Genomic DNA, 18,742 nt, shown 5'->3' with positions numbered 1-18,742 from the left:
GTGACCGTAAACGTTTTTCCGTAAACGTTTACGAGAACACACCCGAAGGCGTAGAATGTCAATCGGCCGCCCATGAAAATCGTCGTTGCGCCTTGGCCCGGGCGGCCACCGGTGCTAGCCAAGCAAGGGGGAGAACAGTCACTTGGCGTCCAGCATTCACGACCTTGCCCGTCACCTGAACATTTCGATCGGCACGGTGTCGCGCGCCCTCAACGGCCGCGCCGACGTCAATGCCGACACACGCCAGCGCGTTCTCGAGGCGGCCAGGGCTCTCAACTATTCGCCGAACCAGTCCGGTCGCAGTCTCAGGCAAGGCGCTACCCACTCGATCGCCTTCATGCTGCAGCCGCATCCGGGCGACCAGGAATACGGCGAGCCTTTCTTCATTCCGTTCCTGACTGGATTGCAGGGCCGGCTCGCCGAAAGCGGGCTGGATCTCATCGTGGTGATGGGCGCGCCGGGCGACTATCAGCAGGAGCGCCTGCGGCGTGTCGTCGAGACGCGCCGTGCCGACGCGGTTGTGCTGGCCTGGACGCGGCGCGAGGATGAGCGCATCGACTATCTGACCCAGGCCGGCTTCCCCTTCGCCACGCTCGGCCGCAGCCGCTCCGGCGACAAGGCCTACCCCTCGCTCGATCTCGATTTCGAAAAAGCAGGCGCCGACGCGGTCGATCGGCTGGTGGCGCGCGGCCATCGCCGGATCGCCGCCATCCGCCCATCGCTCGATCTGAATTTCGGCTATCTGTTCCTCGACGGCTACCGCAAGGCCTTGCGCCGGCATGGCATCGCCGTCGATCCCGGCCTGATTGCCGACGGCTTCATCAATGAGGCCGGTGGCTACGAAGTGACACCGCAGGTGATGCGCCGCAAGGACCCGCCGACAGCCATTATCTTCAACAATGACGCAATGGCGCTTGGCGGCTGCAAGGCGCTGGCCGAGATGGGCATCAAGCCCGGTCACGACATGGCGGTGACCGTCATCGTCGATACGCCGCTCTGCCGCTACTTCTCGCCGGCGCTGACTGCTTTCCGCCCGGCGCTGCAGCCGATGGGACGGCGGCTCGCCGAAATGCTGCTGGCGTCGCTGCCGGCTTTTGCGGGGGCCGCCGGGCCAGAGACCATCAGGGAGGTCTGGCCGCTGGAACTGATCGCCCGCGACAGCGATTGACCATTTGTTTGTTCTGTTATAACAGAACAAACGGTCGCCTTGCCTCGCCGCCGCGCGCGGCCATCGCGATCTGACACCTTGAATAGTAAGCACGCTTATTATATATACCGCTCATGGTTTCAGATGGCATCGACAGACTGGGATTTTTGATCCACGACGTGCAGCGCCTGATGCGCAAGCGCTTTGAGGCGCGCGCCAGCGGGCTCGGCCTGTCTTCGGCGCAATGGCGGCTTCTGGTCCGCGTTGCCAAGGAGGCGGGCGTTGCGCAGGCGCGGCTCGCCGAACTGCTCGAAATCGAGCCGATCAGCGTCTCACGCTTGGTCGACCGGATGGAGGAGGGCGGCTGGATCGAACGCCGCTCCGACGCGGCGGACCGGCGCGTGCGCATGATATTCCCAACCGAGAAGGCGAACGCGGCCTATGCAGACGTCAAGAGCCTTGCTGGCGAAGTCTATGAGGAATCGCTCAGCGGCGTTTCGCCGGAAGACCGGCGCGTCCTGATCCGGGCGCTGGATGTAATCGTACAAAATCTGACGGACAGCGAAGCTTCGTCGCTTGAAAAGATCAAGAGTGCGGAAGGTGCGACAGCATGAACGCGGTAGCTAAAGTAGAAGAAAACGCTCCCAAGGTGGAGATGGAAGCGCCGGCCCAGCCGGCTGCCCCTGTCGCGGTCGCTCCTCTCGTGCAGCCGGCGCCGGCGCCGAAGAAGAAGCGCCGCATCGGTCGCTTCTTTTTGATGTTCGTCTTGCCGGCGGCATTGATCGTCGGCGGCGGCTATGTCTGGGTGACGGGCGGGCGCTACCAGGAAACGGAAAACGCCAATCTGCAGCAGGCCAAGGTGTCGATCGCCTCCGACACTGCTGGTCGTATCGTCCAGGTCGCCATATCGGACAATCAGACGGTGAAGCAGGGCGATCTCCTGTTCGCCATCGATCCAGAGCCCTACCGCATCGCGCTTGCCCAGGCCGATGCCGCTGTGGCTGCCGCGCGCCTCAATGTCGAGCAGTTGCGCGCCGCCTACGGCCAGGCGATGGCGCAGGAGAAATCCGCCAGCAGCGAAGTTGCCTATGCGCAGTCGCAATATGACCGCGCCGCCGATCTTGCCCAGAAAGGGATCAATGCCAAGTCTTCGCTGGATGAAGCCAGGAATGATCTCGACAAGGCCAAGCAGCAGCTCGCCGTTGCCGAACAGGGCATCGTCAGCGCCAAGGCGGCGCTTGGCGGCAATCCCGATATCGAGACAGACAAGCATCCGACCGTGATGTCGGCACTCGCCGCGCGCGACAAGGCTGCCTATGACCTGGCGCAGACCACGGTGAAGGCGCCCGCCGATGGTCTTGTCTATCAAGCCGCGTCCTTCAAGGTCGGCCAGTATGTCGGCTCCGGCACACCGTTGTTTGCGCTGGTCGAGACCGGCGATACCTGGATCGACGCCAATTTCAAGGAAACCCAACTGACCAACATGAAGCCGGGTCAGAAGGCGGAGATCGTGGTCGATACCTATCCGGGCAGGACCTTCGAGGCGACCGTCAAGGCTATCGGTGCCGGCACCGGCGCGGACTTCTCGCTGCTGCCGGCCCAGAACGCCACGGGCAACTGGGTCAAGGTCACCCAGCGTATTCCTGTACGCCTGGAACTGACCGATCCCGATGCCAAGATGGCGCTGCGTACCGGCATGAGCGCCTCCGTCACCGTCGACACCGGCGTGGCACGTGGCTGGCCGTCGATCTTCGGTCACGCCACGGCCGGCGAGCCCGCGCAGTAAGTCAGCGGAAGCCCGCGGGGACCAGGGTGGGGAAGCGAGTTGCAGGATTGGACTGATGGGGGGTGGGAAGGATCAGCGTTTGGGCAGAGCCGCGTCGCGGTCAGGCCGAAGCTGAAGTCTCGACACGGACCCGTCGGTCCTCAGGTTTCCGGGCGGCATGCATCCGCTCATCAGAGACTTTCAGTCGATGTAACCCCCACATCGATAATCGCGTCCCACCGCGATGAAGGCCTCTCAACGGCAGGCTTTGCCGCCCGGAAACCCGTTGTACATGTTTCAGTACCTTCTGGAAGTTCTACGCCATGAGCACGTCCGAACCATTCAAAGAAGTGCCGCATCGCGGCTTGATCACCGTCGCGCTCATGCTGGCGACGATCATGCAGGCGCTCGACACCACGATCGCCAACGTCGCGCTGCCGACCATGACCGGCGACCTCGGCGCCTCGCCCGACAACATCAACTGGGTGCTGACCTCCTACATCGTCGCCGCCGCCATCATGACGCCTGTCACCGGCTGGCTCGCCGACCGTTTCGGCCGCAAGGAACTGTTCCTGACGGCGGTGGTCGGCTTCACCATCTTCTCGATGTTGTGCGGCCTGGCGTGGAGCCTGGAAACGATCGTGCTTTTCCGGCTGATGCAAGGTGTGTTTGGCGCCGCGATCGTGCCGCTGTCGCAGACTTTCCTGCTCGACATCAATCCCAAGGAGCGCCATGGCCAGGCGATGGCCATATGGGGCGCCGGCATCATGCTGGGACCGATCCTCGGCCCCACGCTTGGCGGTTGGCTGACCGAGAATTTCAACTGGCGCTGGGTGTTCTTCATCAACCTGCCGGTCGGCATCCTCGCCTTCCTGGGCATGGCCGCCTATCTGCCGGCCGTTGCCCGGCGGGTGCGTAGCTTCGATTTCTTCGGCTTTGCCATGATATCGCTCGGCGTTGGCGCCCTGCAGCTGATGCTTGATCGCGGTGGCGAGGTCGACTGGTTTTCCTCGGTCGAGATCTGGATCGAGCTTGGCCTTTCGATTACCGGCTTCTGGGTGTTCATCATTCACACCGTGACGTCGGAACATCCCTTCATCGATCCGAAGATTTTCCTCGATCGCAATTTCGTCACCGGGCTGGCGTTCATCTTCGTCATGGGCGTGCTGATCCTGGCCTCGATGTCGCTGCTGCCGCCGATGCTGTCGACCATCTTCGGCTATCCGACCGTCACCATCGGCATCGTCATCGGGCCGCGCGGCGTCGGCACCATGATTTCCATGCTCGTCGTCGGGCGCATCATGGGCAAGATCGATGCCAGGATTCTCGTCGTCATCGGTTTCCTCCTGACCGCGCATTCGCTCTACACCATGGCCAGCTTCTCGCCGCAGATGGATAACTGGCTGATCATCAGCTCCGGCGTGATCCAGGGCCTGGGAATGGGAATGGTGTTCGTGCCGCTGTCGACGGTTGCCTTCGCCACGCTCGACGCCCGTTACCGCACCGATGCAACCTCGTTGTTCAGCCTGGTGCGCAACCTTGGCTCGTCGATCGGCGTATCGGTCGTGACGGTGCTGCTGGTGCGCAACACGCAGGTCAATCATGCCGAGCTCTCAGCCTTCATCAACCCGTTCAATCCCAATCTCTGGGCGGTCTCGCCGGCGGCCGCCGGCGGCGATCCGACGGCGCTGTCGCAGGTCGACCGCATGGTCAATCTCCAGGCGATGATGATCTCCTACGTCAACGACTTCAAAATCCTGATGGTGATGACGCTGGTCGCCATTCCGTTCGTCTTCCTGCTGCGCAAGCCGAAGACGGCGCCGGCTGGCGGCGGCGCGCCTGCCGCCCATATGGACTAGGCCGACGGCAGGCACATCGCCTGCCTTCGATATGGACTACACTGCCACATCGGTTGGTCCTAGCCGGTTGCCGGGCAAGCCGGCATCGTTTCGCAAGTTGACGGACGAGTGCAAAGACGATGCAGAACCCGACATTTCCGGTATTCGATCTCGGACAATTCGAGAAAGCGAGCCCTGAGGAGAAGGCCGCGCGCGGCGCCGAGGTCGATCGCATCTGCCGCGATACGGGCTTCCTGGCGGTCAAGAACCACGGCATTTCGCAGGCGGTGATCGACGCCGCCTGGTCGAAGGCCCGCGCCTTCTTCGACCTGCCGCCGGAACAAAAGCAGCGCTCCAAGGCGCCCTATAAGGGCTATCCCTACGGCTATCTCGGCCCCGAACTCGAAGCGCTGGCCAAGTCCCGTAATGTCGACACGCCGCCGGACCTCAAGGAGAGCTTCAACGGCGGACCGCTCAGTGTGCCACCGGGCATGTCTGATCCCGAGGCACTCGCCTTCTGCTATGCCGAGACGATCTGGCCTGAAGCACCGGACGGTTTCATCCATGCCTGGAAAGCCTACTACGCCGCACTGGAGCATTTGGCGCTGCGGATCATGCGCGTCTTCGCCACCGCGCTCGGCTTGCCCGAGACTTATTTCGACACTTATCTCGATGCGCCGATCAGCGCGCTGAGGGCGCTCAATTATCCCGAACAGCATGTCGCGCCGAAGCCCGGCCAGATCCGAGCCGGCGCCCACACGGACTATGGCAGCCTGACCATTCTGCTGCCGCAGGCCGGGTCGCGCGGCCTTCAGATCGTCACGCCCGACGGAGAATGGACGGAGGTGCCGCCGATCGCGGGAGCCTTCGTCATCAACATCGGCGACCTGATGGCGCGCTGGACCAACGACCGCTGGGTGTCCACCGTGCATCGTGTCGTCAATCCAGCCGCGGGCGGCCGGGACAGGCGCCAGTCCATGGCCTTCTTCCACCAGCCGAACTGGGATGCCGAGATCAAGGTGCTGGAGGCCTGCCTTGCAGACGGCGAGCCGCCGAAATACGGCCCGGTGCGCTCCGGTCCCTACCTGATGGCGAAATTCAAGGCGACGACGAAATAGGCTGGAGCCCTTATTTCCCGAGCACCAGCGACCAGTAGCGCAGGTTGGGGTCGCGGCCGTCACGGACATAGGCAAGCCCGAAGCGGCTGAAGTCCGGATCGAGCATGTTGCGCCGGTGTCCCTGCGAATGCATCCAGATATCGAACAGCTTCTGTTGGTCGAAGCGGCCGGCCGCGATGTTCTCGGCCGCCGCACCGTGTACACCATTGTCCCTCATGCGCGAGGCGAAATCCTTGCCCCAGCCGGTCGTGTGGCTCATGTTTTCACGCCGCGCCATATAGCCGGCCTGCTGCAGTGCTGCTTGCTCCAGCTGTGTATCGGGGACCAGCGGTCCGAGCCCAGCCGTGACACGCAGGCTCGCCAGCGTGCCGGTTGCCGAGGAGGAAACCCCGGCGCCTTGCCCGGTCGGCAGCGAGACGGTGCTGCAGGCGGCAAGCCCGAGCAATGCCGCTAGGCCGGCCGCCTTGAGCCAGGTGCGCCTGTTCAAGTCCGCGGTCCGGTCGCAATCGATTCTCGAAATGGTCATGCAGGCCTGACTCGATCGCGATCATGGCTTTTGCCGGGCAGGGCGGTGAAATTTTCGAATTGAAGCGGCAGTTAGCGGCTATCTCACAAGCGTGATGCGGCGGCTGGCGTACATCTCGCGATTTCCGAATACGGCCGTGCAGTCGGTCTTGATGGATGAGTTGCCTGTCATCTGCACGGTCAAGCCAACAAGCCTCAGGCAATCGCCCTGACCGCTCATATCCGAGTTGCCGGCGAACGAAACGGCCGCGTCAGGCGCATAGACGAATCCGCTGATCACGGAATTTGCACCGCCATTCAGGGTCAATGCTGAAATGTTCCCACGGCTCTGGAAGATGGTGATGCCGGCGTAAGGCCCGCTGGTTGGCGGAGAAAGGTTCACCGTTTCATTGGCATTTATGATGATCTGTGCTCCCTCCACGAGGAATATGGTCACGCCCTGGCCGCTCAGGCTGCCGTTCCCCCCCGGCTTCAGGGTGACGCCGCGCAAGATGTAGACGCCCGGGCTGAGCGTGATGTTTCCCGACAATGTCTTGTCGCAATAGGTGCCGGGCGACAGCGTGTAGGTTTTGCCGTTCGGGACCGGCATGCAGAATGTATAGGGGGGAGGCACGATATCGGCCAGGGGATCGAAGGACGCATATTGATGTTCGAGCGGCGCGCCGCAGGTGAGATTGGCACTGGGCGGTGAAAGCCCGGAAGTGCCGCCGACGGTCGAGACGCAGCCCGCCGAAACCTGCGCGGAACCGCCTCTGCTGACAGCATCGGACGCGTCCGAGTTTGCCGCGATCACGCAGTTGCTCATGGCGACATCGGTCGAGCCTTGCAGGCTTACCGCGGACGACGCATGCGGATCGAGCGCCAGCACGCAGGCCTGCGCGCCCGGGTGCATCTTGACCGTCGCCGATCTGTGAGCCGGCCAGGGGGCAGCGCCATTGATGAAGCTCGGACGGTTTATGCCTGACGAAAGCGAGATGTAATAGGCGCTCGGGTCGCCGCTGGCGGTGGCCGAAAAGGCGGTAATGCTGTCTGAATATTCCTGCTGGTCGGCGACGTTCATATTGGCAGCAAAGAATGTCAGCCCAAGCCCCTGGACATCGCTCGCGCTCATGCTGGGCAGGTACTTTGTGCCGACGGCAAGCCCAGCCGCGTCCAGCGAGTTCTGCAATTGCGCCGCGTCGTCGCTCGTGCCCGTCAGATCGAGGGTGCCAGCGACGACAGCCATTATCGGCAGCATCGCTATGGCAGTCGCCATGGCAAAATTTCCGCGCTCCGAAGACCAGAAGCCCTTCAATGTGAACATCGTCCCTCGCCAAGGTTTGTAAAGCTCAGGTGATACGCCCGGGGGTCTCTACGAGTAATTTAAGCAATAACTAAAATGCATAGATTTTAAGATGAAGTCAGTGGTTCTCCAAACGAAGGACGCGGCGACAATTCCGGGAAGATCGGATATGATGCCAGCGTTGTTGAAGTGGCAGCTACGGGCGGCCACCCTAGGCGGTGACCGCCCCCCGAGAAAAACGGAGGTAGGTTATGGCCGGCTTTCATGTCATGGCGGACGCGCGCGGAATGCATGTGCAACCCGCGGTCCGCCGCATTTCCACGACAGACCTCTGGGGCGCGCTCAGGCTTGGCGCCGAGGACTTCTGGGCCAAGCCCTCGCATTACGTGTTCCTGTGCCTGATCTATCCGATCGTCGGCCTAGTCCTGACGCAGTGGACGTCCGGCTCCAACGCCATCCAGCTCGTCTACCCCTTGATGTCGGGCTTTGCCCTGGTCGGTCCGTTCGCCGCACTCGGACTGTATGAGATCAGCCGCCGGCGCGAGCTCGGCATGAACACCAACTGGCGGCACGCACTCGATGTCCGCCGCTCATCGGCGCTACCCTCGATAGCGGTCATCGGCATCATGCTGGTCGCGCTGTTCCTGTTGTGGCTGTTCACGGCGCAGTCGATCTACACCAGCCTTTTTGGCGGCGAGCCGCCCGCTTCGGTCGGGGCCTTCCTGCGCGATGTGCTGACGACCAGCAAGGGCTGGACGCTGATCCTTCTCGGCAACGCGGCCGGCTTGGTCTTCGCGGTGGTTGTGCTGGCGACCACGGTCGTTGCCTTCCCGCTTTTGCTTGATCGCGATGTCGGCGCCATTTCGGCAATAGAGACCTCGGCGCGCGCGGTCATGACAAATCCGCTGCAGATGGCGCTCTGGGGTCTGATCGTCGCGGTGCTTCTGGTGATCGGCTCTATCCCGCTGTTTGCCGGACTGGCCGTCGTCATGCCGATCCTCGGTCACGCGACCTGGCACCTCTACCGAAAGGTGGTCGAACCGGCCCATATCCGGCCCCCGCGCCGTCCGATGTGAGCACTCAGCGCTGCGCGTCGGTCGCCATCTTCAGCGCGAGTGCCGTCAGCACGGTTCCCATCATCCAGCGCTGGATCACCAGCCACAGCGGGCGTCCGGCGAGGAAGGTGGTGATCGAGCCGGCCGTCAGCGCGATGACGGCATTGACGCCGAGGCTGATCGATATCTGCGTCACGCCCAGCACCAGAAGCTGTGACAGGACATGGCCCTTGCCGGGGCTGATGAATTGCGGCAGCAGCGACAGGTAGAGAACGGCCACCTTGGGATTGAGCAGATTGGTCATCAATCCCATAGCGAACAGCTTGCGCGGCCGGTCCTTCGGCAGGTCGCGCACCTGGAACGGCGAGCGTCCGCCGGGTTTCACCGCCTGCCAGGCCAACCACAGGAGATAAAGCACGCCGGCAAAGCGCAATACGTCATAGGCATAGGGCACGGCGAGCAGCAGCGCCGTGATGCCGAACGCGGCCGACAGCACGTAGAACAAGAAGCCGACCGCAACGCCGCCAAGCGAGATCAGTCCGGCCTTCGGCCCTTGCGAGAGCGAGCGGGAGATCAGGTAGATCATGTTCGGGCCTGGCGTCAGCACCATGCCGAGGCAGACCAGCGCGAAGGCGAGGTGGTTGGCGGTATCGGGCATTGTTCGTTCCCCAGCATGCCGCGATGGATTCGCGATCTCGCGAGCGGCCAATCTGTGCCTATCCCGACAAGTGGCTGCAAGAGCTTGACGGCGCCAGGCGTTGCGCCAGAGGGATGATCCCGGGTTAGCCGACCACGCGCAGGTTCGACAGCTCGTTGCCGATTTCCTTGAAATCGTTTGCCAGGCTGGCGCCGGTCGCATTCCAGAACAGCTTCGCCGGTTTGCTCGGATCCGCGGCATCCTTGCGAAAGCGCGACTCCGACGAGCAGGATTTCAGCGCATCGATGGCCAGCTTGTCGCTGGCCTTGGTCATCGACAAGTCGAGCGCCACCGTCATCACCATGATGTTGGCTGCCTTGGCGTTGTTGCACAGCGTGGCCATCTGCTCGTTGAGCGCGTTGGTGTAGTTGCCGTTCGAATAGTCTAGCTGACCGATGGCGCTCGATGTGCCCATGAACAGGCGGCCGACCGAGGTGCCGTTGTATCCGGGGTTGAGATAGCCGTAGGACGCATAGGTCGATTTCGAATTGGCGGGATCCGAGTAGCCCAGCGACGAAGGCGTATAATAGGTGTTGGCGCCGTCGGTTAGCACGATCACCACCTTGTCGTTGCCTCTTTCCGTTTCCGGGCGCCCTTGCGTGAACGGCTCTCCGCTCGAAACCACCCGCCAGCCCCAGGCCATGCCCTCGGGAACATTGGTGCCGCCATTCGGCTGCATCAGGTCGATCGCCGCCTTGATCGAGGTGACCCCTTCGGCGACGCTGACATCGGTCAGCGGCGTGATCGGGTTGGTGGTGCAGCTGTAATTCGGCCCGTTGCCGGCGGGCAGCGCCGGCGCATCGATCGGCCGCGGCTGGAAGTACTTGGCCATGTTGCGCAGCCGGGATTGGCCGCTGCTGCTCGACGGATCGTCGTTCCACCAGCTGTTGACGGCACCATAAGTTACCGGCGCGGCCTCGTCGGGGTCTTGAGTGAGCTTCCAATGATTGCCCGGTTCGTCGGGGGCGAACATGGGCACGAACATCGTTGCCGGATCGCCGACACCGATGCCGGTGTTGGCCGAGCCGCCGGACGGCGTGGCGTCGTTTATATTGTAAGGGTAGGGCCGGGCCTCGACGCAGCCCTGCCAACTGGCGAACGGACCATAGGAATCGATATAGTCATATTCGTCGTGGCTGCTTTTGCAGGTGTTGTTCGAATTGTATTGGTCGCACACGACCCGTTTGCTGTTGACGACACGCTCGTGGTTGGTGACGACCTTCATGTCGCGGTAGAGCGAGAACCGGGTCAGCATCTGGCCGTCCTCGGTTCCCCAGCCAGTGCCGCGCTTGTACCAGATGCCGTTGGTCCGCTGGGCGTATTTGTTGGCGGCGTTCAGCGTCGACCAGTCGAAATTCTCATTCGAGACCGGAGAAAGCCCCTCGGTGTCCATCCACGAAGCATTGCCATTCCCGGGGCCGACATTGACCGAGGCGGCAAAAGGCACGAGGCTGAATTGCACCGGCTTGTCGACCTGCTTGATCATGACCGCCTGCTGGGCCAGTGTATCGACCAGCTGCTTGGAAGCAGTCTTGAGAAGATCGATGCGCTTTTGCCCCGAGCCCGTGCCGAGCGTGGTCATCGATCCGGAATTGTCGAGCACCATGGCAACTTCCAGCGTGTTCTTCAACCGCACCTGCGAGGTGACGTTGAAGCTGAGCCTCTGGTTCGCATCGGTCGCCGATTTGCCGACGAGTTGGGCGAAGGCGGGGTAGAAATAGGGTTTGTAGTTGAGCTGGGCGGTCATCGTCAGCAGGCCGCCGCCGCCGCCGCTGCTGCTGTTACTCGGCAAGGTGACGTTGAGCGTCGTGCTCGCGGGATCGATATCGTTCAAATTGGCATTGAAGAAATCGAGCGCATAGGCTCTCAACTGGTCGTCGGTCGCGCCTTCCGTCAGCCGGCGGGCGGTGGCGAAGTTGGCGGCGTCGAGCGCGTTCATCAGCATCTGCTTTTCACGGTTCATTTCCGTGTAGTCGACCGCGATTGCCAGGCCGCCCATCAGCGGTACCATCGCCACAGCCGTCATAAGAGCATAATTGCCACGCCTGTCGCGGCGGAACTGACGCCAGATTTCAAACATGCTTGGAGCGGCCCCCGCCGACGGATTCTCGGTCAGCGCCAGCTTTCCACAAAACGCTGAAGGACGGGTTTGGGAAACCGCTCTATTGCTTGGTCGGCGCTTCACCAACCGCTAACCAATCAAAGCCGCCGGTTGCGCGGCAATTCGTGCCGATGCGGGCGAAAGCTGGTGACAGCATGGGCCGGTTCGGATAATTCGAACCGGCTGCGGCGAACCGTCGGCCGCCGCACCCGCAACGATCATACTGAAGGAAACGGCATGGCGGATTCGCCTGAAATCGTCGGCTCGCTCGAAGACGTCTCGAAAGCCTATTCGGCAATTCTGTGCGACGTATGGGGTGTGGTGCACAATGGCGAATGGCATTTTCCGGCGGCCGCGGCCGCGTTGGTGGCGGCAAGGGCGGCCGGCACTCCTGTCGTTCTGATCACCAATTCGCCGCGCCGCAGCGCCGACGTCGTGGCGCAGATGAGCGTGATCGGCGTTCCGCCGTCGGCCTATGACCGTGTGGTGACCTCGGGTGACGTGACCCGTGATCTGATCGCGGAGGGCCCTCGCAAAGTCTTCCACATCGGCGCCGACCGCGATTTGACCCTTTATGATGGTCTCGATGTCGAACTCGTCGAGGAATTCGAGGCCGCCGGCGTCGTGTGCACCGGGTTGTTCGACGACGAGATCGAAAAACCCGAGGACTATACGGAACTGCTGCGCCGGTTGCGGGCCAGGAACCTGCCGTTCATCTGCGCCAATCCCGATATCATGGTTGAACGCGGCGAACGGATCATCTGGTGCGCCGGTGCGCTCGCGCGTGACTACGCGCAGCTCGGCGGTCGCACGCTGATCGCCGGAAAACCCTATGCGCCAATCTACGAGGTCGCGATGAAGGAGGTGGCCGAGATCCTCGGCCGGCCGGTCGGGCGTCCGCAAATACTGGCTATCGGCGACGGGATGTTTACCGACGTCAAGGGCGCGGCCGACAATGGTTTCGACGTCCTCTATGTCTCCGGCGGCATTCATGCCCGCGACTATGGCGATCCCTCCCGGCCGGATCCGGCCAGGCTCGGGCTCTTCCTGGAACGGCACGGCTATCGTCCGGTGGCCGTCATCGCAAGACTGCAGTAGGTGACAATGGTCGCGTTCCAGCATCTTACGACAACCGTGCCGCTGCCCGCCGATCTGCGAGGCGGCGTCGTGGCGATCGGCAATTTCGATGGCGTCCACCGCGGCCATCAGGCCGTGCTCGAACGGGCATTGGCGGAGGCCACGCGGCGCGGCGTGCCGGCCCTGGTGCTGACCTTCGAACCGCATCCCCGAACGGTTTTCAGGCCTGATTTGCCGCTTTTCGTGCTGACGCCGCCGCCGATGAAGGCGCGGCTCCTGTCGCTTCTGGGCTTTGCCGCGCTCGTCGAGCAGCCTTTCACGCGCGACTTCGCCTCGCTGTCGGCGGAAGCCTTCGTCACCGACGTGCTGGAGAGGACGCTGGGCATCAGCCACGCCGTGACCGGTTTCGATTTCCATTTCGGCAAGGACCGCCAGGGCGGGCCGGCCTATCTGATGGCTGCTGGCGAGCGCCATGGCTTCGGTGTCACCCTCGTCGACGCCTTTCGCGACGAAGGCGCCGAGGTGGTTTCGTCGAGCCGCATCCGTGCCTTGCTTTGCGAGGGCGGGGTGGCCGGGGCAGCCGGTCTGCTTGGCTATCGCTTCACGGTGGAAAACGAGGTCGTCGGCGGCCAACAGCTCGGGCGAACGCTCGGCTTTCCCACAGCCAACATGAGGCTTCCCGCGGAAGCCACGCTCAAGGAAGGTATCTACGCCGTTCGCTTCCGGCGCGAGGACGGTACGCTGCACGACGGCGTCGCCAGTTTTGGCCGCCGCCCGACCGTCGACGACAATGGCGCGCCACTCCTGGAAACCTTCGTCTTCGATTTTTCCGGCGATCTCTATGGCGAGATCTGCGGAGTGTCGTTCTTCGGCTTCCTGCGCAGCGAGATCAAGTTCGAGGGGCTCGATGCACTGGTGGTGCAGATGAAGCGCGATGAAGCCGAGGCACGCGCGTTGCTTGGCGGCGTCAAGCCGCTGTCCGGTCTGGACGCCGCTGTGGCGTTCTGAAGCGTGATCCCGAAAAGGGGAACGAGTTTCCTATTTCTTTAGCGCAAGACCGACGGCGATGAAGGTCCAGCCCTGGAAGATCAGGTCGATCGCCAGGAACAGTCCGAGCACCCACAGGCTGTTGACCGGCCACCCCATGGCGATGATCAGGCCGGCAAGTACGCTGATGACCCCAGCCGCGACAATCCAGCCCCAGCCCCGCTCCGGACGGTGGCTATAGCCGACCCAGGCCCGCAGGGCGCCCGAAGCGACGAGCGCGACGGCCAGCAGGAAGGTCAGCACCGCTGAGGCCAGCAGCGGATTGTCGAAAGCGAAGAATCCGGCGACCGCATAGAGCAGTCCGCTGAGCAGCCAATACAAGAAGCGACCCCAGGTCTTGACCCCGAAAGCGTGCATGATCTCGATGATGCCGGCCACCAGCATCAGCCATCCCACGACATAGACGGAAGCCACCGTGGCGATGAACAGATTGCCGAAGGCAATGCCGCCGAGGACCAGCAGCACCACGCCCAGCCCGACAAACCAGCCCCATTTGTCGCGCGTCTGGCCGATCACGTTCTTCAATGTATCGCCGTCCAAGGTCATGTCGCCACCTCCATTGAAGACCGCCAGAATGCAAGGGAGGTTACCCTCGGCGCCGACCCGCGTCCAGCCGATGGCGGGCGCGATGGTGCAAGCAACACGCGCTGGATGTCTCGTCCTTAAATCAAATTTTACCAAAGCCTCGTCAAAGCTGCGCGGCAGGACAGCTTTGACGTGTTAGTGGAGTGACCATGAGTCAGGTCGGGAAGATTTCTATAGCCTTGGCTAGCGTCGTGCTGGCGACGTCAGGCGCGGCCGAAGCCGGTGATGGCGCTTTCGGCTGGCTGTCCGGCGACTGGTATCTGACGGTCGGCGCGACCGGCCTGGTGGCGCCCAATTTCGAGGGCGGCAAGAAGTACATGCTGAGCGCCCAGCCCATCATTTCGCTGGGCAAGGCCGGCTCTGCTGCTCGCTTCACCTCGCGCAACGACAATATTTCGCTGGCGCTTGTCGACGATGGCAGCGTCCGTGCAGGCCTGACCGGCAAGTTCCTGTTCTCGCGCGACGATGGCGATGCCGACGAACTCAGGGGCTTGGACCCGGTCCGCTGGGGCGGCGAGGTCGGCGGCTTTTTCGAATTCTATCCGACGGACTGGATGCGGGCGCGTGCCGAATTGCGGCATGGCATTCGTGCCCATAACGGCTTTGTCGCCGACATCGCCGCCGATGCTTTCTACGACGTGACGCCAACCGTCAGGATTTCGGGCGGTCCGCGCGTGTCTTTTGCCTCGGCGAACTATTTCGATGCCTATTATGGCGTCAACGCACAGGAAGCCGTGGCCTCGGGGCTGAGCCAGTACAATCCCGGCGGCGGCCTGAAATCCGTCGGCCTCGGCGGCGCCGTGACCTGGAAGGTGACCGATCCGATGACCGCCAGCCTGTTTGGCGAATATTCGCGCCTCGAGGGTCCGGCCGCCGATTCCAGCCTGGTCAAGGAGCGCGGCGACCGCAACCAGTTCATGGTCGGCGTGTCGACCACCTATCGCTTCGACTTCAAGATGTAAGTGAATCGAAGGAGACGCTTTATTCCTGCGCTCTTCTCCGCTAAAAGCCCAGCAATGACGAGCTTTTCGCGCCTTCACGCGCCGACGATACGAATTACCAGCCCGGTGTTCCCAGCAGCCTGAAGGCTGTAGGAGCCGCCGGGAATATCGCGCGCGGCCTCTCGCGCTTTTCCAGATCATCAAAGCATGTCGCCCACAAGTGGCCCGGTTTGGGAAAACGGCATGCGTCTAAAGTAGAATTCGCCGCAAGCCACGTGGCCCGGCATGCACATGGCAGACCAATGAACGACGAAAACCAATCAACGATCGACTATTCGAAGACCCTTTACCTGCCGCAGACGGAATTTCCGATGCGCGCCGGCTTGCCCGAGAAGGAGCCGGTGCTGGTCAAGCGCTGGCAGGACATGGACCTCTACCGCAAGCTGCGCGAGAGCGCGGCGGGCCGCACGAAATACGTGCTGCATGACGGTCCGCCCTACGCCAACGGCAACATCCACATCGGCCACGCGCTGAACAAGATCCTCAAGGATGTCATCACCCGCTCGTTCCAGATGCGCGGCTTTGACTCGAACTATGTGCCCGGCTGGGATTGTCACGGTCTGCCCATCGAATGGAAGATCGAGGAGCAGTACCGCGCCAAGGGCAAGAACAAGGACGAGGTGCCGGTCAACGAATTCCGCCAGGAATGCCGTGAATTCGCCGCGCACTGGATCTCCGTGCAAGGTGGCGAGTTCCAGCGGCTTGGCGTCGTCGGCGATTTCAAGAACCCTTATACGACGATGGCCTTCCACGCCGAGTCGCGCATCGCAGGCGAATTGCTGAAATTCGCCATGTCCGGCCAGCTCTACCGCGGTTCGAAGCCGGTGATGTGGAGCGTCGTTGAGCGCACGGCGCTCGCCGAGGCCGAGATCGAGTACCAGGATTACGAGTCCGACACGATCTGGGCGAAGTTTCCGGTGGCCAATCTCGTCGTCGCCAGTGTCGTGGACGGGCTGCCGGCGGAGCTCGATCCGGACCTAAGCGGGCGGTCGCTTGACCTGCTGGATGCCCATGTCGTCATCTGGACGACGACGCCATGGACCATCCCTGGCAATCGCGCCGTCAGCTATTCGCCGCGCGTCGGCTACGGCCTCTACGAGGTGACGGCGGCCGAGAACGCATTTGGCCCGCAGCCAGGCGAGAAGCTGATCTTTGCCGATGCGCTGGCCGAGGAAAGCCAGGCCAAAGCCAAGATCATCTTGAAGCGCCTTCACGGCGTCAGCGCCGAACAGCTTGGAAATCTTGTGCTTTCGCATCCCTTCAAGGGTCTCGGTGGCGGCTACGAATTCCCGGTTCCGATGATTGCCGGCGACCATGTCACCGACGAGGCCGGCACGGGCTTCGTGCACACGGCTCCCGGTCATGGCCGGGAGGACTTTGATGCCTGGATGGATGCCGCGCCCGCGCTGCGTCAACGCGGCATCGATACTGAAATCCCGTTTGCCGTCGACGACGGCGGCTTCTTCACCAAGGACGCGCCGGGCTTCGGCCCGGACCGCGAAGGCGGACCGGCGCGCGTCATCGACGACAACGGCAAGAAGGGCAATGCCAACCAGGCGGTCATCGACGAGCTGATCAAGCGCAACGCGCTGTTCGCGCGCGGTCGGCTGAAGCACAGCTACCCGCATTCATGGCGTTCGAAGAAGCCGGTCATCTTCCGCAACACGCCGCAATGGTTCGTCTACATGGACAAGGATCTCGGCGACGGCACCACGCTGCGTGGCCGCGCTCTGAAGGCGATCGACGAGACTCGCTTTGTCCCGGCCGCCGGCCAGAACCGCATCCGCGCCATGATCGAGGAACGCCCCGACTGGGTTCTGTCGCGCCAGCGTGCCTGGGGCGTGCCGATCGCCGTCTTTGCCGACGAGTATGGCAATGTGCTGAAGGACGAGGCGGTCAACCAGCGCATCATGGACGCCTTCGAGGCGGAGGGCGCCGACGCCTGGTTCGCGCCCGGTGCCAGCGAGCGCTTCCTCGGCAATCACGATGCCTCCAAATGGAAGCAGGTGACGGACATTCTCGACGTCTGGTTCGATTCGGGCTCGACACATGTCTTCACCCTGGAGGACCGGCCCGACCTGAAGTGGCCGGCCGACGTCTATCTCGAAGGCTCCGACCAGCATCGCGGCTGGTTCCACTCCTCGCTGCTCGAAAGCTGCGGCACCAGGGGCAGGGCGCCTTACGACACCGTCGTCACCCATGGCTTCACCATGGACGAGGATGGCCGCAAGATGTCGAAATCGCTCGGCAACACGGTCGTGCCGCAGGATGTGATCAAGCAGTCCGGTGCCGACATCCTGCGGCTCTGGGTGGTGACGACGGACTATTGGGAAGACCAGCGGCTCGGCAAGAACGTGCTGCAGACCAACATCGACGCCTATCGCAAGCTGCGCAACACCATCCGCTGGATGCTGGGCACGCTCGCCCATGACGATGGTGAGGTCGTTCCCCTGGAGACGATGCCGGAGCTGGAGCAGCTGATGCTGCACCGGTTGGCAGAGCTCGACGAGGTGGTGCGCCAGGGCTACGACGCCTTCGAGTTCAAGCGCATCACGCGAGCTCTGCTCGACTTCATGGTGGTCGAGCTGTCGGCCTTCTATTTCGATATCCGCAAGGACGCGCTCTACTGCGACGGCCCGTCGAGCGCGAAGCGCAAGGCCTCGGTCCAGGTGGTACGCCATCTCTTCGACTGCCTGGTGAAATGGCTGGCGCCGATGCTGCCCTTCACCATGGAAGAGGCCTGGCTCGACCGTCATCCCGACGCGGTCTCGGTGCATCTCGACCAGTTCCCGCAAATCCCGGCGAATTGGAAGAACGAGGCGCTGGCGGAGAAGTGGCGCAAGGTCAGGCAGGTGCGCCGGGTCGTCACCGGCGCACTCGAGATCGCCCGTGCCCAGAAGGTGATCGGCTCCTCGCTGGAGGCTATACCGGTGGTCACAATCAACGACGCGGCGCTCGAGGCGGCGATATCGGACGTCGACATGGCTGAAATGGCGATCACCAGTGATCTCGTCATTGCCCATGGCCAGGCGCCGCAAACCGCCTTTGCCCTCGACGATGTCAAGGGCGTCGCCGTGGTGATCGAGAAAGCCGAGGACCGAGGGCTGGTCAAATGCGCGCGTTCCTGGCGCTACACGGCCGATGTCGGGCAGGATCCGGACTTCCCGGATGTTTCGGCACGTGACGCAGCCGTGCTGCACGAGTTGAAGGCGCTGGGAAGGCTTTAGTTCCTGTCGCCCAAAAGTGCGTAGCGGTTTTGGGACAAACGACAGGGACCAGATCAAGCCAGTTCCTGTCGCCCGAAAGTGCGTGGCGGTTTAAACGACCGGCATCAGATCAAAGAAGTGCGCAAATAGAACGCCGGGCGGTACAAATCCGCCCGGCGTTGCCCTTAACGAGTGGTTGAGGTAAACACGCGAAACTCCGGAAGACAAATTGTCGCCGGATTTCCGTCGCAAGTGCTTGCATGATGGGGACCGGATACAAAGCCGGTGCGATCGAGAG

General features: G+C 62.7%; 15 protein-coding genes. 10 read left to right on the top strand and 5 right to left on the bottom strand.

All coding sequences use genetic code 11. The annotated features are described in order from the left end of the window. Positions 1 to 142: 142 nt before the first annotated feature. The 5 genes from FJ941_RS17130 to FJ941_RS17110 all read left to right on the top strand — a co-directional run bounded on the left by FJ941_RS17130 (position 143) and on the right by FJ941_RS17110 (position 5,868). Positions 143 to 1,168 (top strand): LacI family DNA-binding transcriptional regulator, encoded by a 1,026-nt coding sequence (locus FJ941_RS17130; RefSeq protein ID WP_140507354.1) that lies wholly within the window; start codon positions 143 to 145, stop codon positions 1,166 to 1,168. Positions 1,169 to 1,281: 113 nt separating this feature from the next. After that, positions 1,282 to 1,761, top strand: coding sequence for a MarR family transcriptional regulator (locus FJ941_RS17125; protein ID WP_140507352.1), 480 nt, complete (start codon positions 1,282 to 1,284; stop codon positions 1,759 to 1,761). Continuing rightward, the gene (locus tag FJ941_RS17120) at positions 1,758 to 2,933 is read left to right on the top strand and encodes an HlyD family secretion protein (protein ID WP_140507350.1); all 1,176 of its coding nucleotides are present in this window, start codon (positions 1,758 to 1,760) and stop codon (positions 2,931 to 2,933) included. The genes FJ941_RS17125 and FJ941_RS17120 overlap by 4 nt, the downstream gene beginning before the upstream one ends. Before the next feature lie 302 nt (positions 2,934 to 3,235). Further along, positions 3,236 to 4,771 (top strand): DHA2 family efflux MFS transporter permease subunit, encoded by a 1,536-nt coding sequence (locus tag FJ941_RS17115; protein WP_027143226.1) that lies wholly within the window; start codon positions 3,236 to 3,238, stop codon positions 4,769 to 4,771. Between the two features lie 119 nt (positions 4,772 to 4,890). Next, complete coding sequence (locus FJ941_RS17110) at positions 4,891 to 5,868, top strand: 2OG-Fe(II) oxygenase family protein (RefSeq protein ID WP_140507348.1); 978 nt, start codon at positions 4,891 to 4,893, stop codon at positions 5,866 to 5,868. 10 nt (positions 5,869 to 5,878) lie between these two features. On the opposite strand, the gene FJ941_RS17105 is transcribed toward FJ941_RS17110, so the two are convergent. Then, positions 5,879 to 6,394, bottom strand: a complete 516-nt coding sequence (locus FJ941_RS17105) for a CAP domain-containing protein (RefSeq protein WP_140507346.1) — start codon at positions 6,392 to 6,394, stop codon at positions 5,879 to 5,881. Between the two features lie 78 nt (positions 6,395 to 6,472). Continuing rightward, positions 6,473 to 7,696, bottom strand: coding sequence for a TadE/TadG family type IV pilus assembly protein (locus FJ941_RS17100; RefSeq protein WP_140507344.1), 1,224 nt, complete (start codon positions 7,694 to 7,696; stop codon positions 6,473 to 6,475). Positions 7,697 to 7,926: 230 nt separating this feature from the next. On the opposite strand from FJ941_RS17100, the gene FJ941_RS17095 reads away from it, so the two are divergent. Continuing rightward, positions 7,927 to 8,751, top strand: coding sequence for a DUF2189 domain-containing protein (locus FJ941_RS17095; RefSeq protein WP_140507342.1), 825 nt, complete (start codon positions 7,927 to 7,929; stop codon positions 8,749 to 8,751). Between the two features lie 4 nt (positions 8,752 to 8,755). Here the strand turns inward: FJ941_RS17095 and FJ941_RS17090 are convergent, their stop codons facing one another. Both FJ941_RS17090 and FJ941_RS17085 read right to left on the bottom strand, forming a co-directional pair. Beyond that, a complete protein-coding gene (locus FJ941_RS17090; protein WP_140507340.1) occupies positions 8,756 to 9,388 on the bottom strand; it encodes a LysE family translocator in 633 nt (210 codons plus the stop codon). Positions 9,389 to 9,512: 124 nt separating this feature from the next. Next, positions 9,513 to 11,507, bottom strand: coding sequence for a TadE/TadG family type IV pilus assembly protein (locus FJ941_RS17085; protein WP_181169840.1), 1,995 nt, complete (start codon positions 11,505 to 11,507; stop codon positions 9,513 to 9,515). Positions 11,508 to 11,765: 258 nt separating this feature from the next. Here FJ941_RS17085 and FJ941_RS17080 point away from each other — a divergent pair, with 258 nt between their 5' ends. Beyond that, positions 11,766 to 12,626: a TIGR01459 family HAD-type hydrolase gene (locus tag FJ941_RS17080; protein ID WP_140507338.1), complete on the top strand. Its 861-nt coding sequence runs from the start codon at positions 11,766 to 11,768 to the stop codon at positions 12,624 to 12,626. Positions 12,627 to 12,632: 6 nt separating this feature from the next. Continuing rightward, positions 12,633 to 13,613, top strand: a complete 981-nt coding sequence (locus FJ941_RS17075) for a bifunctional riboflavin kinase/FAD synthetase (RefSeq protein ID WP_140507499.1) — start codon at positions 12,633 to 12,635, stop codon at positions 13,611 to 13,613. 30 nt (positions 13,614 to 13,643) lie between these two features. Here FJ941_RS17075 and FJ941_RS17070 read toward each other — a convergent pair whose 3' ends face one another. Then, a complete protein-coding gene (locus FJ941_RS17070) occupies positions 13,644 to 14,198 on the bottom strand; it encodes an HdeD family acid-resistance protein (RefSeq protein WP_140507336.1) in 555 nt (184 codons plus the stop codon). 188 nt (positions 14,199 to 14,386) lie between these two features. Between FJ941_RS17070 and FJ941_RS17065 the strand changes: the two genes are divergently transcribed. Both FJ941_RS17065 and ileS read left to right on the top strand, forming a co-directional pair. Next, the gene (locus FJ941_RS17065) at positions 14,387 to 15,199 is read left to right on the top strand and encodes a MipA/OmpV family protein (RefSeq protein ID WP_140507334.1); all 813 of its coding nucleotides are present in this window, start codon (positions 14,387 to 14,389) and stop codon (positions 15,197 to 15,199) included. A 281-nt stretch (positions 15,200 to 15,480) separates the two neighbouring features. Next, positions 15,481 to 18,465, top strand: a complete 2,985-nt coding sequence (ileS, locus tag FJ941_RS17060; RefSeq protein WP_140507332.1) for an isoleucine--tRNA ligase — start codon at positions 15,481 to 15,483, stop codon at positions 18,463 to 18,465. Positions 18,466 to 18,742 lie beyond the last annotated feature (277 nt).

The sequence above is a fragment of the Mesorhizobium sp. B2-3-13 genome (assembly GCF_006442195.1).
In the GTDB taxonomy this organism is placed as follows: Bacteria; Pseudomonadota; Alphaproteobacteria; order Rhizobiales; family Rhizobiaceae; genus Mesorhizobium; species Mesorhizobium salmacidum.
This window is presented reverse-complemented; position numbering and strand designations above follow the sequence as displayed.

Excerpts from the sequence above, each read along its gene's own strand:
- FJ941_RS17125 (WP_140507352.1), top strand. The coding sequence starts at position 1,282 with ATGGTTTCAGATGGCATCGACAGACTGGGATTTTTGATCCACGACGTG.
- FJ941_RS17120 (WP_140507350.1), top strand. The coding sequence starts at position 1,758 with ATGAACGCGGTAGCTAAAGTAGAAGAAAACGCTCCCAAGGTGGAGATG.
- FJ941_RS17115 (WP_027143226.1), top strand. The coding sequence starts at position 3,236 with ATGAGCACGTCCGAACCATTCAAAGAAGTGCCGCATCGCGGCTTGATC.
- FJ941_RS17110 (WP_140507348.1), top strand. The coding sequence starts at position 4,891 with ATGCAGAACCCGACATTTCCGGTATTCGATCTCGGACAATTCGAGAAA.
- FJ941_RS17105 (WP_140507346.1), bottom strand. The coding sequence starts at position 6,394 with ATGACCATTTCGAGAATCGATTGCGACCGGACCGCGGACTTGAACAGG.
- FJ941_RS17100 (WP_140507344.1), bottom strand. The coding sequence starts at position 7,696 with ATGTTCACATTGAAGGGCTTCTGGTCTTCGGAGCGCGGAAATTTTGCC.
- FJ941_RS17095 (WP_140507342.1), top strand. The coding sequence starts at position 7,927 with ATGGCCGGCTTTCATGTCATGGCGGACGCGCGCGGAATGCATGTGCAA.
- FJ941_RS17090 (WP_140507340.1), bottom strand. The coding sequence starts at position 9,388 with ATGCCCGATACCGCCAACCACCTCGCCTTCGCGCTGGTCTGCCTCGGC.
- FJ941_RS17085 (WP_181169840.1), bottom strand. The coding sequence starts at position 11,507 with ATGTTTGAAATCTGGCGTCAGTTCCGCCGCGACAGGCGTGGCAATTAT.
- FJ941_RS17080 (WP_140507338.1), top strand. The coding sequence starts at position 11,766 with ATGGCGGATTCGCCTGAAATCGTCGGCTCGCTCGAAGACGTCTCGAAA.
- FJ941_RS17075 (WP_140507499.1), top strand. The coding sequence starts at position 12,633 with ATGGTCGCGTTCCAGCATCTTACGACAACCGTGCCGCTGCCCGCCGAT.
- FJ941_RS17070 (WP_140507336.1), bottom strand. The coding sequence starts at position 14,198 with ATGACCTTGGACGGCGATACATTGAAGAACGTGATCGGCCAGACGCGC.
- FJ941_RS17065 (WP_140507334.1), top strand. The coding sequence starts at position 14,387 with ATGAGTCAGGTCGGGAAGATTTCTATAGCCTTGGCTAGCGTCGTGCTG.
- ileS (WP_140507332.1), top strand. The coding sequence starts at position 15,481 with ATGAACGACGAAAACCAATCAACGATCGACTATTCGAAGACCCTTTAC.